Consider the following 18673-nt stretch of genomic DNA (forward strand, 5'->3'; position numbering starts at 1 on the left):
ATTATAAAATTGAAAATTTAGAACAATATTTTAAACATTACAATAAGTCAATAAGAGAACCAAGGAAATTTTGGGGGAAGATAGCCGAAGAGAATTTCACATGGTATCAACAATGGGAAAAAGTTGTAGATTTTAATATGGCTGAGGCTGAAGTAAAATGGTTTACCGAAGCAAAAGTTAATATAACCAAAAACTGTATTGATAGGCATTTAAGCAAAAGAGGAGAAAAAACTGCTATTATTTTTGAACCAAATGATCCTACTGAAAGTGCACTTCATATTTCATATAACGAATTATACGAGAGAGTTTCTAAAATGGCAAATGTTTTGCGTGAGCAAGGTGTTAGCAAAGGAGACAGAGTTTGTATTTATTTACCAATGATTCCGGAACTTGCAGTAGCAGTTTTAGCCTGTGCCAGAATTGGTGCCATACACTCTGTTATTTTTGCAGGATTTTCAGCTTCAGCTGTTTCTGCAAGAATTAATGATTGTGAATGTAAAATGGTCATTACTTCCGATGGAGGTTACCGTGGAAATAAAACAATTGATTTAAAAGGAATTGTTGATGAAGCTCTGGATACATGTCCTTGTGTTACAAAGGTTTTGGTTGTAAGAAGAACAGAAACAGAAATTGAAATGAAAGACGGTCGTGACATTTGGTTACAGCCTTTATTAGATGCAGCTCTTGAGTACAATGTAGCAGAAATAATGGATGCTGAGGATCCTTTATTTATTTTATATACTTCTGGCTCAACTGGAAAACCAAAAGGAATGGTGCATACAACTGCCGGTTATATGGTTTATACAGCTTATACATTTAAAAATGTATTCAGCCATGAAGAAAATGATATTTTTTGGTGTACTGCAGACATTGGGTGGATTACTGGACATTCCTATATTTTATACGGACCATTATTGAATGGTGGAACAACAGTAATTTTTGAAGGAGTTCCTTCTTATCCTGATTTTAGCCGTTTTTGGGATATTATCGAAAAACATAAAATCACACAATTCTATACTGCGCCAACGGCAATTCGTTCTTTAGCAAAAGAAAGCTTAGATTATATTCAAAAATATCCTCTGAAATCGCTTAAAGTTATAGGATCAGTAGGAGAGCCAATCAACGAAGAAGCTTGGCACTGGTTTAATGACCACGTGGGCGATAAGAGATGTCCCGTTGTTGATACCTGGTGGCAAACAGAAACTGGTGGAATCATGATTTCTCCTATTGCTTTTGTTACCCCAACAAAACCAACATATGCAACTTTGCCTTTACCTGGAATTCAGCCAGTTTTGATGGATGAGAAACGTAATGAAATAGAGGGTAACCAAGTAGTTGGAAGTTTGTGTATTAAATTTCCATGGCCTGGAATTGCGAGAACTATCTGGGGAGATCACCAACGCTATAAAGACACTTATTTTTCTGCTTTTCCAGGAAAATATTTTACAGGCGACGGAGCTTTGAGAGATGAAGTAGGTTATTACAGAATTACTGGTAGAGTAGATGATGTAGTAATTGTTTCAGGACATAATTTGGGTACAGCACCTATTGAAGATGCAATAAATGAACATCAGGCCGTTGCAGAATCTGCAATTGTTGGTTTTCCTCATGAGATTAAAGGAAATGCTTTATATGGTTATGTAATATTGAAAGAAACAGGGGAGATTCGTAATAAAGAAAATTTAACGAAAGAAATCAACCAGTATATTGCTGATCATATTGGTCCAATTGCTAAATTGGATAAAATTCAGTTTGTTTCTGGTTTGCCGAAAACACGCTCAGGTAAAATTATGCGTAGAATTTTACGTAAAATCGCTGAAGGTGACTTTTCTAACTTTGGCGATACTTCAACATTATTGAATCCTGAAGTTGTTGAAGAAATCATGAACGAAAGAATTTCTTAAAAAGACATATAAATAATAAAAAATGCCTCATAATTTATGAGGCATTTTTTATTGAAATTAACAAAGGAAAATTATAATCTCTTTTATTAGTTCTTTATAGTTAATCCTAACGGAACCATTAAAATACCTTTTTCATAAACATTCAGATAAAGTTTAATTGGCTTTTTCTGACCTTCCCATTTAATTTCGTAAACATTCAAAAAACCAGCTCCCATGTCACTTCTTTTTGTTGGGAAAGGGCAACATGTCTCTAATCTTGTATACGATATTTTTTCTCCCTTTGGCCCTGCCAATGCATTTAGAAAACGGGTTTCATTAAGTGCTTCATCTTTTGTGTTTCTATAAAAAATATTAATAGGATAATCAGGATTATAACCATATTTTTTGTCTTTGCTGAATAACGTAATGGTAAAAGTATTGTCTTTTTTTAATATTAAATCCGGGGCATTATCATCTACATTTTTTAAAGTCGATCTGCTACTGACGCAAGATGATATGAGAACGATAAGGCTGATGAAGAAAAGGATTTTTTTCATGGTTAATATGATTTTTTTGAATTACAAATATAATAGACAAAACACCATTTTTATAATGGCTTTCAGATATTATGCCAAAGAAAAAATTAAATAAAAAACATTCTTCTTATCTTTTGATAAATAGAATGTTTTAAAAATATATAAATGATATTTAAACAATTTCGGCGCTAAGGCCAGCCTCCAAAAGTTGTGTACATTGTGGTTTCAGTTTATCAATAGGTCCTGTTTTTACGGTACATTTTCCGTTGTAATGTACAATTAAGGAACATTGTTCTGCTTGTTCAGGAGTATGGCTGCAAACACGCATTAAAGTGTCAATTACATGGTCAAAAGTGTTTACATCGTCATTGTAAACAATGATTTCGTTATTAAAGCCTGTTGATTCCTTCTCGCGAACTTTTTCTCTTACTTTTTCTTTAGTACTCATGTTTTTTAAGTTTTTGTACTGTTGTAATTACAGTATCTAATTTACATATTTTAATGAAACCCAGTTGTTTCTTTGAAACTTTTTTACATATGTTAAACCTTTTTCTGTACAGGAAGCATCAATAAACGGAATATCTTCTTCATAAAAACCGCTCAAAAGCAAAGTTGCCTGCGGATTTAAGGAACTAATGTAAGACTGCATATCGTTCAATAAGATATTGCGGTTGATATTGGCAATAATTAAATCATATTTTTTTCCATCCAATAAAGTTGCGTCGCCCTCATAAACTGTAATGTGCTGGCAATTATTGCGTTCTGCATTTTCAATAGAATTCAAATAACACCAGTTATCAATATCTATGGCATCAATAGGATAAGCGCCTTTCATTTCGGCTAAAATTGCTAAAATAGCTGTTCCGCAACCCATGTCAAGTGTTTTCATACCTTCAACATCAATTTCAAGTAAATGTTGAATCATCATATGTGTAGTTTCGTGATGACCTGTTCCAAAACTCATTTTGGGCTCTATGACAATATCAAATTTGGCATCTGTTTTTGGATGAAATGGAGCACGGACATGACATTTTCCATCGACATCAATAGCTTCAAAATTCTTTTCCCATTCTTCATTCCAGTTTACCTGATCGATTTCTTCAATTGTATATGCAATTTTAAATTCTTCTGATTGTAAAATATAAATGTCATCCAGAATATTCTTATCCCATAAATCTTTCTTCACAAAAGCCGAAATACCGTTCTCAGTTTCTGTAAAACTTTCAAACGCTTTTTCACCTAGTTCTGCAACTAAAATTTCTGATCCAAGTTCTTTTGGTTCAATCGTAAAATGGTAACCTAAATATATATTTGACATAAATAATTTTTTTGCAAAGGTAAGAATCGAAAGTTGATTTTGTTTATAATAATCAATATCCTTACAAATATTAGTGTTAATTTTGATTAAGATTTTTAAGTAATCTATTATATGAAAAATATCTTTTTTGCTTTGCTTTTTTTGGTGTTATGTTCCGGTAGTTGTGAAAAAGAGCATGAAGTTATCCGATCATTTTGTTACTGGAAAACCGATTTATATTTCCAAAAAGAAGAAGATTCATTGATGAATGAATTGAATGTAAAACATATATATGTTCGCTTTTTTGATGTAGATTGGAATCCGTATAGTAAAGAGCCTTTGCCGGTTGCAACAATCAGGGACATTAGGCTTCATAAAAATAATCCGGAAATCACACCCAGTATTTTTATTACAAATGAAGTTGTCCTGCAATCTGACAGGAAGCAATTGGATAGTCTGGCCATACAAATCTCCAGGCGTGTTCAACAAATTGGTGATAAAATGAAGCAGACTAAAGCAGAATCAATCGCTTATGAAATTCTATACCCGCAAAAATATAGTGAAAAAGAAACTAAACTACTCAGTTATGATTCTGTAAAATCGGCTGAGCTGGCAAAATTAAAAACGGATTTTAAAGAAATCCTGATTGACTGTGACTGGTCAGAAAAATCAAAAGAAAATTATTTTTATTTGCTTAAAAAGATCAAAAAAGGATTTACGACTTCAAAAATATCGGCTACAATACGTCTCTGGCAATATAAATATGCAGAAAAAGCCGGTATTCCTCCAGTTGATAAAGGATTGTTAATGTGTTATAATATAACAAAACCAGATGATTTCCAAACCAAAAATTCAATTGGTACAAGTGAAGAATTACAACAATATATTACTCACGATCAATATAAACTTAAATTAGATATTGCTTTGCCGCTTTACAGCTGGGCCGTTCTCTTTAGAGGAAACACATTTAAAGGAATTTTATCTGATTATGATCAGTTGTTGCTGGACACCATAAAATTAAAGAAGTCATCATCTAATAAGTATTTTTTGCAAGATGATGTTTTGGTGGGACAGACATATTTACGAAATGGAGACGAAATTAGAATTGAAAAGATTTCAGATGATGAGCTGGATAAAATGATTTCTATTATTAAAGATAAAATACCCATTGACAATCAAACGCGGGTAACATTCTTCTCATTAAATAAAAAATACATTAACGATTATGGAACCCAAAATATATCCGACTATTATGCTCGTTTTTAATAGCTTAATTTTAATACTATGTTTTCAGGTATCTTTTGCCTGTGGTTGGAATGTTTCACCGGAAACCAGCAGATTGTCTTTGTTTAAAGCGCAACGTGAAGGTTTTTTTAAGCTGACTCCGTTTTATTATTCGGCAGATTGGTATTATGACACAGATGCAATTTCTGATGCTGATCAGCAATTGAATTGTCAGGAGTGGAAGAAAAAATTAAGGAACCAGATTAATCCCGATGATGTTTATTTCATCTTATATCAGACAGATTCCGAAGTTTTTCAAAATGCTTATGAAAACAATGCTTTAAAAAATGTTTTTGCCGGGAATAGTTTCATTGCGACTTTATTATTGCCAAAAAATAAAGCTTTCCTGGATTATATTATGTTTGCTAAAAAATTAGAATATGAAGGAAGTCCAGTTGAAAAATGGGAATCCTGGAACAATATTAATTCAGAAAGTAATGGAAAAAAAGGACAGGATTTAGAAGATTTTGAACAAAAAATAACGTCTGCGAAAGATCTCTTTTTAAAACAGCGTTATGCTTTTTTAATTTTAAGATATAGTTTTTATAGCCAGGATTCAAATGAGGTAATCCGTTTATATGATACCTATTTTGATAAAAATAAAAACACGATTTTACAACCTTGGGCATTGTATTATAAGGCTTTATGTATAGAAGATTTCACTTTACAGAATTATTTACTAAGTAAGGTTTTTGCAACTTGCGAAGATAAATCATTTGCGGTTTTACAGCATTATAACTGGAAACTGACTTTAGAAACTTTAGCTTTAGCCCAAAATGATGAAGAACGAAGCATGATTCTGGCAATAGAAAGCCTGCGAAATCCTGCCCCTGATTTAAAAGCGATAAAAGAAATTTACGGGTTAAGTCCGAATAGTTTGTATCTGAGTTTCCTGATTGGAAGAGAAATTAACAAACTTGAAGACTGGATTTTTACACCGCAATTTACAAATGCTGGTCCGTCAGTTGTTTTAAATGGTGAGAATTGGTATGATGATTACGCTAAAGCAAAACAGGAAAATTATGCTAAGGATATTGTGTATTTAAGAGAATTGAAAGATTTTTTGATTTCAATTCACGACCAAAGTTCCGGTGAGCAAAAGGATTATATTACAACTGCAATAGCGCAGCTTTGTTTTATCGATGATAAAGTTGATTTAGGAAAAAAATATACAAATATGATTTCCGATAAGGCAAATGCTTCCATACAAATGCAAAAAAATATTCAATTGTCCTTAATTGCCTTAAAACAAAATGATCTTCAAAACGAAAAAGTTCAAAATCAACTTTTTGAATATTTTAATGCTGTAGAAAACCTGGTAGAAAGTGATAATGGATTGTTTAAAAATCTTTACAGTTTATACAGGATTGCCAGCAGTGAATTTTTTAAGCAAGGAAATAGAGTTATGGCCGGTTTGTTATTCATGAAATCTGACAATAAAAATCAAGATGTATATTATAGGAATGATACTCCCTATTTTTATACTTATATCGGTTATTTTGATCGTCATGCAACAGTAGAGGATATGGACAAGTTAATAGCACTACAACAAAAAGAAGATAAAACGCCTTTCGAGAAATACATCTGTTCCGGAACAATATGTGCAAATGTGAACTATTATAAGGATTTAAAAGGAACACTTGCTTTTAGGAACAATGATTTGGAATTAGCGTACAAGACATTCTCCGAAATACCAAAAAATTTCTGGGAAAAGAATTATTCATTTAAGGATTATCTTAATGAAAATCCATTTACCCCTAAAATATTGCAAAAAACAGAAGAACGTAAATTCAATTATCATTTCAATAAAGCCCAATTTATCGAAAAACTAATTCGCTTAAAAAAGCAAAATACAGCCGCAAGTAATTTACAGCTGGCACATGCCTATTTTAATGTTTCCTATTTGGGTAATTCCTGGATGATGACTGCCTATGACTGGACTTCCGGAGAATCTTATATTGATTACATTTATGGTGATAATACTGAGGTTGAAAAGAAATATCAGAATGGCAATTATTACAACTTAACGATAGCCAAAATGTATTATGAAAAGGCTTTAAAAATGTCTAAAAACAATAATGAAAAAGCAATGGCAAGTTTAATGATTTTCGAATGTAATTATTATGACTATTATGCTGATTATGTATATTCAGATCAGGAAGTTGTCAAGTTTAAAGCAGGCCAGGAGCTTCACAATTTTTATTCTGTTTATTCGAATACCGCAACTTTTAAAAAATATAATTGTCCGCTTTTAGATTCTTATGTTAATTAAACTGCTTATTTAAACTTCGTATATCAATTTGGCAAATCACAATCTTAACACAAAAAGAGATATTTTAATTTATAGAAGGCTACCTTTAAGTAAATATAAATAATTATGTCAGATAAAAACAAAAAGTCGTTTGGAGTTTGGATGGATGCACACAACGCAACAATCGTAGGAAAAGAAGAAGTTGATAATGAAGAATTTACGATACTCGGACACGTGAAAAATGCAGGAGCGGATAATAATTCGAATGAAAAAAATGCAAACAATCAGGAAATAAGCCTGACACACAAATTTTTCAAAGAAATTGCAAGTAAAATGCCTAATATTGATCAGATTCATATAACCGGAACTGGACAAAGTCAGGAACAGTTTATAAAATTTTTAGCGGAAACCCCACAATATAAAAATGCTGTATCCAGTGAAAGTACATCTAATAAAATGAGTGATGAAAATCTTATTGACTACATTACGAAATATTTTAATTAAATATTTATAATTACATTACTACTAAGACCTTAAATTATGATTTGGGGTCTTTCTTTTTATATGAATAATTCAGTTTATATTACTGAGAAAATTTTTAACTAATATAATTCCAGATATTTTTTTTCCTGGTCAATTCAATGAAAACTGCCTTTAAAGCAGCATGTTCAGGTTTTTGTAGTGGAGCATCTTCTTTTAATATTTTCATGGCATAATTTCTGGCCAGACCCAAAATATCCCGATCACGTACAATATCGGCAATTTGGAGATTTAAAACACCGCTTTGTTGTTTTCCCATTAAATCACCCGGACCACGAAGTTTAAGATCGACTTCGGCAATTTCGAAACCATCATTCGTTTGAACCATTGTTTCCATTCGGGTTTTACTGTCGGAACTCAACTTATGGCTAGTCATTAAAATGCAATAACTCTGTTCGGCTCCACGACCAACGCGTCCACGTAATTGATGCAGTTGTGATAATCCAAAGCGTTCGGCACTTTCTATAATCATTACACTCGCATTCGGAACATTGACACCAACTTCAATTACCGTTGTTGCTACCATAATATTGGTTTTTCCTTCTGAAAACCTTTTCATTTCAGCATCTTTATCTGAAGGTTTCATCTTTCCGTGTAAAATAGAAATTGAATATTGAGGCAGCGGAAAATCACGTGAAATACTCTCATAACCATCCATTAAGTCTTTAAAATCCATTTTTTCAGATTCCTGGATCAAAGGATAAACAATGTAGATTTGTCTGCCTTTAGCTATTTCATCACGTAAAAATTTCCAGACCTTTAATCGATTACTATCAAACCTGTGAACGGTCTGTATTGGTTTTCTGCCGGGAGGCAGTTCATCAATTACGGAAATATCCAAATCTCCGTATAAACTCATCGCCAAAGTTCTCGGAATAGGAGTAGCGGTCATAACCAATACGTGTGGCGGAATTTCATTTTTCTTCCATAATTTAGAACGCTGTTCAACACCAAATCGATGTTGCTCATCAATAACAGCCAACCCTAAATTCTGGAATTTTACCTTATCTTCCAGCAAAGCGTGAGTACCAATTAATATATGTAATGATCCATTTTCCAATTCTTCATGAATGATTTTTCTAGCTGAAGTTTTTGTTGAACCTGTCAGTATTTTTATGTTGATATCTAATTTTTTGGCTAGTTCAGATAATCCGATAAAATGCTGATTGGCCAAAATTTCAGTCGGCGCCATCAAACAAGCCTGAAATCCATTGTCGATTGCCAGCAACATACTTAAAAAAGCGACAATAGTTTTTCCGGAACCAACATCCCCTTGTAATAATCGGTTCATTTGAGCATTGCTACCCATGTCTGAACGGATTTCTTTTACTACTCTTTTTTGCGCATTAGTAAGTTCAAAAGGCAAATGATTTTGATAAAACTCATTAAAATATTCTCCTACTTTTGTGAAAGGATGCCCTTTAATTTTGTGCTTTCTAATTAAGTTTTTGGTAATTAATTGTAACTGTATAAAAAATAATTCCTCGAATTTCAAACGGAATTGTGCTTTGGCTAAAGCATCTGGGCTTTTAGGAAAATGAATATTAAATAAAGCGGCTTTCTTAGGGATTAATTTTAATTCATCCATGAGATAAGAAGGAAAAGTTTCAGTAAACAAAGCCTGAGTTTCGATAAAAAGCTGTTCCATCAATTTGTTAATCGTCCGATTTGAAATTCCACGGTTTGTCAAAGTTTCGGTAGACGGATAAACAGGCTGCATGGCTGAACGAAGGCTGTTTTCATGTTCTGCCAAAAGCTCAATTTCCGGATGTGCCATGCTAAACTGGCTTCCATATAAAGAGCACTTTCCAAAAATCACGCAAGCTTCATTCAGTTTTAAACTCTCCCTAATCCATTTGTGTCCCTGAAACCAATTTAAGTCAATTTGTCCTGTTTCATCCACAAAAGTTGCTACCAGACGTTTTTTATTCTTTGCAAATTCAACCGTTTTTATATTGATAATTTTTCCAATAATCTGAACTTCAGAACCTGTATTTTGAAGTTCATTGATTTTGTAATAACGGGTTCTGTCAATATACCGGTTTGGAAAAAAATTTATTAAATCCCCGTATTTGTGAATTCCCAATTCCTTACGAAGCAACTGACCACGACTGGGGCCAACGCCTTTTAAATATTCGATTGGGGTATCAAGGAGATTATTCGACATTCTTTTAGACTTTTAAACTGGCTTAGGTTTTTATATTTTAGTTTTGCAGAAAGATAATAGAGAAACGACTGTAAATGTGCCTGTTTTCTTTATTTCTCAAGCGAAGATAGATTTTAATTCACAATTTTGAAAGTCTAATATGTTTTCAAAATCAATTACTTTGGTATTTTCAGAATGATTTTAATGCGTTTTATTTCAATTAAAGTCTTGTTATTATTGTATTTTAAAATAATGATTTAATTTTTCATGTTATTAAATTACAAGTTGAAGCAACCATTTAACAAAACAATCATCTTTTAAGTATATTAAACATTAAAAACCAAAACAAATGAAAAAATTCGGGATTGTTTTTATTCTTATGTTAAGTCTCATTTCCTGCTCAAAAGAGAGTAATAATGAAGAATCAAAGTCGACTGTTGTAAATGATTATTATGGAAAATGGACGCTAATTAAAATGTCAGGTTCTTTTATTAATTCTGAAACAACAGGTTCTAAAATGGAATGGCAGGAAAATTATGTTTTTAATACTGACGGAACATTTACAAAAACAAGAGTTAGAAACAATGTCACAACAACGTCTATCGGAACATTTGTAATTACTACTATTGATGATACTTCAGGTTTTGCCTTAAAACATAAAGAAAGTAATTCAATTATAGGGAATTGTTACGGCGATTTATCTGAATTTCTTTCAGTTAATGAAGATAGTTTATTACAAAGTTCTTGGCAAATGTGTGATGGTCCGGGCTTGATTTATAAAAAAGCATAAATAAAAAACTGTAAGTTTGCAGATATAAAAAGAGTATTTGATTTTAAATTATTGAGTACTCTTTTGTTTTATCTTAAATTTTTGAAATGACAACACACTTAGCACTTTTACGCGGCATCAACGTTTCAGGACATAATATGATGAAAATGGAAGCTTTGAAAACAATGTTAAAAAACATTGGTTTTCAAAACATTCGGACTTATTTGCAGTCCGGAAATGTATTGGTAGATACTGATGAAGAAAGCGCTTCGAAAGTAGGATTTATGATCAAACAGGAAATTTTTAAAACCTTTGGACATGAAGTGCCAACTGTTGTAATCACTAAAAGGGATTTGGAATTGTGTTTTAAGAATAATCATTTTCTTAAAGAAAAAGAGGTTGATACCAAAAAACTGTATGTCGCTTTTGTTTCTGTGGCTTTAAAAAATGAAAATATAAATGACTTAAAGATTAGTCAGTTCAAGCCGGATGAAGCCAGTATTGATGGTAACAGAATTTTTATCAAATACGCCGTAGGAGCAGGAAAAACCAGATTTGATCAGAAGTACATAGAAAAAAAATTGAATGTAACAGCAACAATCAGGAATTGGAATACAGTCACTAATTTGTTACAGCTGTATAATGAGGAATAAATAAAAAGCAGAACCAATTTAGTATTGATTCTGCTTTTTATTATTGTTAGCGTTTTTTTTAGATTCTAAAAATACCTCCAAAAGCGATAATTCTTTGAAAGAAGAAAAAGTCCTGCGAAGCGCTATCTTCATCACTTACTGTAGTTTTGATATCCTGCATGTTTATATAACCTCCTTTTAGTTCACCCTGAATATAAAAATGCTTGAAAAAAGTAAAATTAATTCCAGCTTTTGCTGATACTCCATAGCCGGAAACATGAAAATCGTCATGTCGGTCTTTTCCTAAAAGCATTGTATTGGTTTTAGGATATAAAACTCCGGCTCCCAAACCTTCAGTTAAGTTGATTTGCACTTTATCAGTATTTGGCAAACTGAACCATTTTGAAATGTCATCAAATCTTGAAACTTCGGTATTTACATAATTCAGACCATCAGTATGCTCATAAGTCAGGAAAGTTTTATCCGAAAAATCTACTGGAGTATTGTTATAAATATCATTATGAACAGCACCAGGCTGATCTAATGGTAAATTAACGTTACCGGTAACATTCGCTATCTGATCTTGTGTCATCACATACTTCATATGATCAACACCAAGCGTAATACTGTAATGATCGCTAATAAAATAACCGAGTCTGGCGTTTGTCTGCGGAATTGTCATTCGGCCCGGATTAATATAATCTACATGCCATCCTTTCGGTTTGTCATGCGCTGACATATTTTCAACAGTAAAATTATAATCTTTCCCTCTGAAAGTTACATCAGATTTAGAATAACTGTCTCTGTTGCCACCCCAGGAAACAAAGAATTTTCCTTTATTGTGTGCCGTGTATTTATCTTGTATTGCAACTTCATCCTGGGCAAATGTGTTTACAGCGAAACAAATTACGAAAAAAGGCAAGAATAAAAATTTATTTTTCAATTTACTGTTTGGTGTATTAAAATGAATTAACAGTTTTTCTGATAGCAACCAATTTGGTCATCAGACCTTCAAAATAGTCCAAATGCAGCATGTTCGCACCATCACTTTTTGCATTGGCAGGATCAAAATGGGTTTCGATAAAAATACCATCAACACCTACGGCAATACCGGCTTTTGCAACCGTTTCAATCATATCAGGTCTTCCACCGGTAACACCGGCAGTTTGGTTGGGCTGTTGCAAAGAATGCGTTACATCCAAAACAGTTTTAGCATATTGCTGCATTGTCGGAATACCTCTGTAATCAACAATCATATCCTGATAACCAAACATAGTCCCACGATCTGTAATAATTACATTTTCGTTATTACAGTCCAATACTTTTTGTACGGCATGTTTCATGCTTTCCGGACTCATAAACTGTCCTTTTTTTAAGTTCACCACCTTTCCTGTGTTTGCCGCAGCAACAAGAAGATCAGTCTGACGAACCAGAAAAGCAGGAATCTGCAAAATATCTACATATTGTGCCGCCATATCAGCATCTTCATTCGTATGAATGTCTGTTACAGTTGGAACATGAAAAGTTTCTGAAACCTTTCTTAAAATTTTTAATGCTTTTTCGTCACCAATTCCTGAAAAACTATCAATTCGGGAACGGTTAGCTTTTTTAAAAGAACCTTTAAATACATAAGGAATCTGAAGTTTGTCGGTAATACCAACTAATTTTTCAGCAATTCTGAGTGCCATTTCTTCTCCTTCAATAGCGCAAGGTCCTGCCAGTAAAAAGAAATTGCCACTTTCTACATGCTTAATTTGTGGAATATTATCTATGTTCATAGTATGATTTTTTGACAGTGCAAAGATAGTTATGATTTACCATTTACCGATAAGTATTGAAGATTATTTTATGAAGCTAATCCTGCTATCCGCTCTAATATTTTTCTCCAAGTCCTTTTTTTAACTGGTCCTTGCAAAGCTTTCGTTGGTCGCTCTGCAAGGCCCGTAAAAAACAGGCTTTCTCAAAAAATGATTTCCGCTTCTATCAGGGCTGGAGCAGTAGTGGAAGCATAACAATTGAGATGTTTTTTATTAATAAGAAAAGTCGTTGAATTATACTATTTTTGAGTTACAAAATATTTAAAAGAAATTATGGAGTGGACTATTTTTGAAAAGCTTTGGAAACGCACTGTAAACCCTCAATCTGTAAATGATGATGCTACCTGGAATGAAGAAATAGAAATGCTCTATCGATTAGGCATCAGTATGGAAGATACACTTCAATATCTGTATTTTAATAAACCTGATTTTGAATCTTTTAAAAATTGGATACTGCAGAATAAAAACGAAATTAAAAATATAAAACAAGATGATTCTGAAGATGTACTTTCCAAAGAAGATCTCGATTTTTGGAATGAAAACGGATATGTAATAGTAAAAAACGCTGTCACACTATCAGACTGCCAAGAAACTCAAAAGGCCATTTGGGATTTTCTTGGAATGGATCCTGATAAAAGCGAAACATGGTATAACAGACATATTGAACAAAAAGGATTAATGGTTAATTTCTCTAATCATCCAGTATTAAATAAAAACAGATCCTCTTTACGGATACAAAAAGCATATGAACAGCTTTATAAAAGCAAAAATATTTATAAAACCATTGATAAAGTAAGTTTTAATCCTCCTGAATCAGAAAGTTTTAAGTTTTTAGGAAGCCGCCTTCATTGGGATGTTAGTTTAAAATTACCTATTCCGTTTGGTTTGCAGGGACTTTTATACCTTACAGACTGTGCAGGAAATGAAGGGGCATTCCATTGTGTGCCCGGATTTCATAGAAAAATAGAGCAGTGGATGGAAGATTTAAATCCTATGGATAATCCAAGAGAAATAGCTGTAAAAATATTAAAACCGGTTGCTGTAACCGGTCATGCAGGCGATTTCATTATATGGCATAAAGCTTTGCCTCATTGCGCTACTGCTAATCATGGCTTATTTCCAAGAATGGTACAGTATCTTACCTATCTGCCTGATAATTATAAAGATGCTACAGAATGGATTTAAATTATCTAAAGTTGATATTTTACTAAAGCCTTAAACTTCTAAGGCTTTAGTAAAAGAAAAATAATATTCTTATTTTAATTATTTTTTTTGCTGACCGGGAGCATATGCTTTTGCACTTTTGCTTCCTGACATTTTCTTAGCCTGACCCGGTGGCAGCTTATTGGAACTATTGCTAGAATTCGATTGGTGTATGGTACAGCTTAACATGCTGACAATTACAAATAATACAACCATTGTAATTACAACAAATTTTGTGTATTTTGAATTTTTCATAAACTTATTTATTTTTGGAAATATAAAGATAACAGTTATAAGTTTAGCTGTTCTTTTGTAAAACTGTTTAAACTCATTACAAACAAAAAGCCCTGAAAATCCAGGGCTTTTATTATTATTCAAGAAAATATTATTCTTCTTTCATCGTATGATAAACATTCATAACGTCATCATCCTCTTCTATTTTTTCAATTAGTTTTTCTACATCAGCGATTTGGGCTTCGGTAAGTTCTTTAGTAATTTGCGGAATACGCTCAAAACCAGAAGATAAAATCTCAAGGCCTCTGTTTTCTAATTCTTTCTGCAAAGCTCCAAAACTTCCAAAAGATGCGTAGATTAAGATTCCGTCTTCATCTTCAAAAACTTCTTCGGCACCAAAATCAATTAGTTCTAATTCCAGTTCTTCAGGATCAAGATTTCCTTTTGCAATTCGGAAATTACAGGTATGGTCAAACATAAACTCAACCGAACCCTGTGTTCCCATTGTTCCATTACATTTATTAAAATAGCTCCGAATATTAGCAACCGTTCTGTTATTGTTGTCAGATGCCGTTTCAATCAAAATTGCGATTCCGTGCGGAGCATATCCTTCAAATAAAATTTCCTTATAGTTGGCGGTATCTTTATTACTTGCATTTTTTATGGCACGCTCCACATTTTCCTTAGGCATGTTGGCCGCTTTTGCATTTTGAATCACAGCTCTTAATCTGGAATTGGCATCAGGGTTAGGACCACCTTCCTTAACAGCCATAACGATATCTTTACCAATTCGGGTAAATGTTTTGGCCATTGCTGACCAACGTTTCATCTTTCTTCCTTTTCTAAATTCGAATGCTCTTCCCATTACTGATTTTTTATTTTGAGATGCAAAAATACGGTTATTCCTTATTTTTTCAAACCCAAATTCTATTCTTTTTTAAATTCTTTTTTCAATTAATTATGTCAGAAATAATTGCAATTTGAATCGTTTCTTTTAATTGAAGACTTTGTTGTTTTTGGTTAATTGCCTATTTTCAAAAGCTTAGGCCTTGAAATATAAAATGAAATTTATTTGACCTTATTAAATTCATTAATAATATTGACAGCTTCATTTAAATAAGGATTTGTTTTGAGATAATCAATCTTATATTGATTGAGCGTTGTGTCATTAGGATTTACACCCAATAAAAATTGGTTAACAGTCGAATTGTAAACATCCAGCGGACTATTTTCATCATTAAAAGTATTGATTTCTGTCCAAAGTGAATTTCTTATTTTCTTCTGTTCAAAAACAGCATCCAAAGTGATCGGAATTTCGGCTTTTGGAATATTTACCATTTGTTCGATTTTGAGGTTGATCTCTTTTACAGAATTAAAATAAATATTATCTGCCACTCTCGCACTGCTGTTTTTGGCTAATTTATCAATAAGTGTTCTTTTTACATACGGCTTGTATTTCAAAGTGGTCTTAATACTATCATTTTTAATAGCAGTTGGATAGTTGCTTTCCTTTGGATAAATACCTTCATAAAATTCAGGAATTAGTACATCTGGTTTAACACCGATGTACTGGTGGCTTTTGCCGGTGACTCTGTAAAATTTATTGATTGTAAGTTTTAAGAAATCAGTATTTTTATTTTCATCCAACGATACAATTGTTTGCATAGTGGCTTTTCCAAGGGTATTACTGCCCAATAATAAGGCACGATTATAATCCTGCAATATAGAAGCAAAAAATTCACTTGCAGATGCCGAATTACTATTCATTAAAATCACAACCGGTCCTTTATAAATTAATCCTCTGTAGGGATCATTAATTACGGATTGTCTGTTTTTATTATCCACTACAATAGAAATCGGACCATAATCAACAAACATGCCAGCTAATCTGATTGCTTCTTCCATTGAACCGCCTCCATTATCAATCAAATCAATAATAAGGCCTTTTATATCATCCCGTTCTAATTTAATAATTTCCCTTGCCACATCATCTGCGCAGCCTTTTCTGCTATTGCTTTCCAAATCTGCATAAAAACTGGGTATTTTTATATAGCCAACTTTATTGTCCTTACCAATGATGAAACTGAAAACAGAATTCTCCTCATCTTTCATCACTTGTTTTTCGATATCAACTTCAAAATTTTTACCGGAATTTCTTTTTAGCGTAAGTGTAATATTTTTATTAGATTCGGATAAAATCATGTTAGATATCGATTCCAGTGAAGAACATGCTACCTGTAAGGTTTCTTTTTGATTGGAGATAGAAATAATCTGGTCTCCTTTTTTAATCTGTCCCGTTTTATAAGCAGGTCCGTTAGGATCGATTTCCTCAATAATGATTTCATTTTTTTCATTCAGATTAACACTCACGCCAAGGGATAAATGTTCTTTAGACAATGAGGCAACAAAACTTGATTTGGAATCATTACTGAAATAGGCAGTGTGTGGATCAAAATACATGCAGAATAAATTATAGAGTTTATCCTGCTGAGTATCTTTTGCTTCTAAAAGCGCATCAATTTTACAAATTTCATTAGAGAATATCGTTTTTTTGACTGTTGATTCAATTGACTTAAAATGGGTTTTTAAAGAATCCAGATTATTTCCCGATTCAGAAATTTCATCCATAATCTGATAACGTAATTTCTTAAGCCATACTTTTTCTACATTTTCATTTTTTAGATAAAAGTCAAATGCTTTTTTATAAAACCGAATCGTATCTTTTGTAGTATAATCAAACGGTTCATTCTGGATTTTTTCCAGTACCTTTTTTGTCCGATATATTCCGTTAGTATATTTAGTATTAATATCTGCCAGAAAACTGCAGTCGTTTTTAAGAATAAGATCATCCAGATTCAAACGATATTTTTTTGACATTTCATCGTATTCTGTTTTAAAAAAAATATTTCTCGAGGGATCTAAGTCATCCATAAGATTGTCAAAAACAAAAACTGATAAACTGTCATCAACAAGTTTAGGTTTCACATGTTCTGACTGGATAAGTATATTTATTTTAGTAAGTGTTTCACATGTTTCAGCACTATTCTGCGCAAAGAGAATAGTTGTTGTCAATAAAAAAAAAGGAAATTACTTTTCATATAGCAAGAGTCACATTCTAAATTAAATTTACGTTTATTTTTTTTAAAAATATTGCAATCGCCTATAAATAAAAGGTGAGTTTGCTTAACATATTGATTTGCAAAATATTAACGTAATTTTACAGCTAAATTCAGACTTCAGATAAAAAAAATGCATTATCACTTTTCAGTGTAATGCATTTACTATTCTTAAACTGTATTTTGAATAAAAATTATTTTTTATAAAAAGGTAATTTTACCACTTTAGCCGGAACATCATTTTTTCTGATTCTGATAAAAATATCGCTCTCAACGCTACTATGATTTACAGTAACATATCCCAATCCAATTCCTTTGTTCATTGAAGGTGACATTGTGCCCGAAGTTACAATTCCGATAGCATTTCCTGAAGCATCTACAATTTCATAATCGTGTCTTGGTACGGCACGTTCCTGCATTTCAAAAGCGACTAATTTTTTGGTAACGCCTTCTTCTTTTTGTTTTTTAAGATTGTCTGAATTGGTAAATTCCTTATTGAACTTCGTAATCCATCCCAAACCTGCTTCAAGCGGAGAAGTGGTGTCGTTAATATCATTTCCGTAAAGGCAGAAACCCATTTCCAAACGTAAAGTATCACGGGCAGCAAGACCAATCGGTTTGATTCCGAATGCAGCACCGGCTTCAAAAACCTTATTCCAGATTTGTTCAGCTTCACTGTTTTTGCAGTAAATTTCAAAACCTCCTGAACCCGTATAACCGGTAGCCGAAATAATAACATGCTCGATTCCGGCAAAATCAGCCACTTCAAAATGATAATAAGCAATTGCCGATAAATCTGTAGAAGACAATGACTGCATAGCTTCAACCGCTTTTGGTCCCTGAATAGCCAATAACGAATAATCATCCGAAAGGTTTTTCATCTCAACGCCTAAATCATTGTGCGACGAAATCCAGTTCCAGTCTTTTTCAATATTCGAAGCATTTACAACCAGTAAATACTGCTC

Annotated in this window: 17 protein-coding genes; 7 read left to right on the plus strand and 10 right to left on the minus strand. The window is 32.6% G+C overall.

Annotation, left to right across the window (positions count from 1 at the left end):
• A partial coding sequence (acs, locus tag ABI657_RS16215; RefSeq protein WP_348098313.1) for an acetate--CoA ligase occupies positions 1-1904 on the plus strand: 1904 nt, incomplete at its 5' end.
• Positions 1905-1990: 86 nt separating this feature from the next.
• On the opposite strand, the gene ABI657_RS16220 is transcribed toward acs, so the two are convergent.
• The 3 genes from ABI657_RS16220 to prmA form a co-directional block, all read right to left on the minus strand.
• The gene (locus ABI657_RS16220; protein ID WP_348098314.1) at positions 1991-2440 is read right to left on the minus strand and encodes a 2-dehydro-3-deoxyphosphooctonate aldolase; all 450 of its coding nucleotides are present in this window, start codon (positions 2438-2440) and stop codon (positions 1991-1993) included.
• Positions 2441-2591: 151 nt separating this feature from the next.
• Positions 2592-2867 carry an ATP-dependent Clp protease adaptor ClpS gene (locus tag ABI657_RS16225; RefSeq protein WP_348098315.1) on the minus strand — a complete coding sequence of 92 codons (276 nt, stop codon included), beginning with the start codon at positions 2865-2867 and terminating at the stop codon, positions 2592-2594.
• A gap of 36 nt (positions 2868-2903) precedes the next feature.
• A complete protein-coding gene (gene prmA, locus ABI657_RS16230; protein ID WP_348098316.1) occupies positions 2904-3737 on the minus strand; it encodes a 50S ribosomal protein L11 methyltransferase in 834 nt (277 codons plus the stop codon).
• Between the two features lie 111 nt (positions 3738-3848).
• On the opposite strand from prmA, the gene ABI657_RS16235 reads away from it, so the two are divergent.
• The 3 genes from ABI657_RS16235 (at position 3849) to ABI657_RS16245 (ending at position 7755) form a co-directional block, all read left to right on the plus strand.
• Complete coding sequence (locus ABI657_RS16235; protein ID WP_348098317.1) at positions 3849-4982, plus strand: hypothetical protein; 1134 nt, start codon at positions 3849-3851, stop codon at positions 4980-4982.
• Positions 4942-7272, plus strand: coding sequence for a hypothetical protein (locus ABI657_RS16240; RefSeq protein WP_348098318.1), 2331 nt, complete (start codon positions 4942-4944; stop codon positions 7270-7272). Before ABI657_RS16235 ends, ABI657_RS16240 begins: the two co-directional genes overlap by 41 nt.
• Before the next feature lie 105 nt (positions 7273-7377).
• On the plus strand, positions 7378-7755 hold the full coding sequence (locus ABI657_RS16245; RefSeq protein ID WP_348098319.1) for a hypothetical protein: 378 nt from the start codon (positions 7378-7380) through the stop codon (positions 7753-7755).
• A gap of 94 nt (positions 7756-7849) precedes the next feature.
• On the opposite strand, the gene recG is transcribed toward ABI657_RS16245, so the two are convergent.
• On the minus strand, positions 7850-9958 hold the full coding sequence (gene recG, locus ABI657_RS16250; protein WP_348098320.1) for an ATP-dependent DNA helicase RecG: 2109 nt from the start codon (positions 9956-9958) through the stop codon (positions 7850-7852).
• A 328-nt stretch (positions 9959-10286) separates the two neighbouring features.
• On the opposite strand from recG, the gene ABI657_RS16255 reads away from it, so the two are divergent.
• Positions 10287-10727 (plus strand): hypothetical protein, encoded by a 441-nt coding sequence (locus ABI657_RS16255; protein ID WP_348098321.1) that lies wholly within the window; start codon positions 10287-10289, stop codon positions 10725-10727.
• An 86-nt stretch (positions 10728-10813) separates the two neighbouring features.
• Positions 10814-11359 (plus strand): DUF1697 domain-containing protein, encoded by a 546-nt coding sequence (locus ABI657_RS16260; RefSeq protein WP_348098322.1) that lies wholly within the window; start codon positions 10814-10816, stop codon positions 11357-11359.
• A gap of 58 nt (positions 11360-11417) precedes the next feature.
• Here the strand turns inward: ABI657_RS16260 and ABI657_RS16265 are convergent, their stop codons facing one another.
• Both ABI657_RS16265 and kdsA read right to left on the minus strand, forming a co-directional pair.
• Positions 11418-12281 (minus strand): hypothetical protein, encoded by an 864-nt coding sequence (locus tag ABI657_RS16265; protein ID WP_348098323.1) that lies wholly within the window; start codon positions 12279-12281, stop codon positions 11418-11420.
• Positions 12282-12297: 16 nt separating this feature from the next.
• Entirely contained in the window at positions 12298-13116 is an 819-nt protein-coding gene (gene kdsA, locus ABI657_RS16270; RefSeq protein WP_348098324.1) for a 3-deoxy-8-phosphooctulonate synthase, read from the minus strand.
• A 312-nt stretch (positions 13117-13428) separates the two neighbouring features.
• On the opposite strand from kdsA, the gene ABI657_RS16275 reads away from it, so the two are divergent.
• A complete protein-coding gene (locus tag ABI657_RS16275; RefSeq protein ID WP_348098325.1) occupies positions 13429-14340 on the plus strand; it encodes a phytanoyl-CoA dioxygenase family protein in 912 nt (303 codons plus the stop codon).
• Positions 14341-14418: 78 nt separating this feature from the next.
• Here the strand turns inward: ABI657_RS16275 and ABI657_RS16280 are convergent, their stop codons facing one another.
• The 4 genes from ABI657_RS16280 to gcvT form a co-directional block, all read right to left on the minus strand.
• Positions 14419-14613, minus strand: a complete 195-nt coding sequence (locus ABI657_RS16280; protein ID WP_348098326.1) for a hypothetical protein — start codon at positions 14611-14613, stop codon at positions 14419-14421.
• Positions 14614-14743: 130 nt separating this feature from the next.
• Entirely contained in the window at positions 14744-15457 is a 714-nt protein-coding gene (locus tag ABI657_RS16285) for a YebC/PmpR family DNA-binding transcriptional regulator (RefSeq protein ID WP_348098327.1), read from the minus strand.
• 203 nt (positions 15458-15660) lie between these two features.
• Complete coding sequence (locus ABI657_RS16290) at positions 15661-17664, minus strand: carboxy terminal-processing peptidase (RefSeq protein WP_348098328.1); 2004 nt, start codon at positions 17662-17664, stop codon at positions 15661-15663.
• A gap of 238 nt (positions 17665-17902) precedes the next feature.
• On the minus strand, positions 17903-18673 hold a 771-nt coding region (gcvT, locus tag ABI657_RS16295; protein ID WP_348098329.1), incomplete at its 5' end, for a glycine cleavage system aminomethyltransferase GcvT.

Origin of the sequence: Flavobacterium sp., assembly GCF_039930565.1 — a bacterium.
GTDB lineage: Bacteria > Bacteroidota > Bacteroidia > Flavobacteriales > Flavobacteriaceae > Flavobacterium.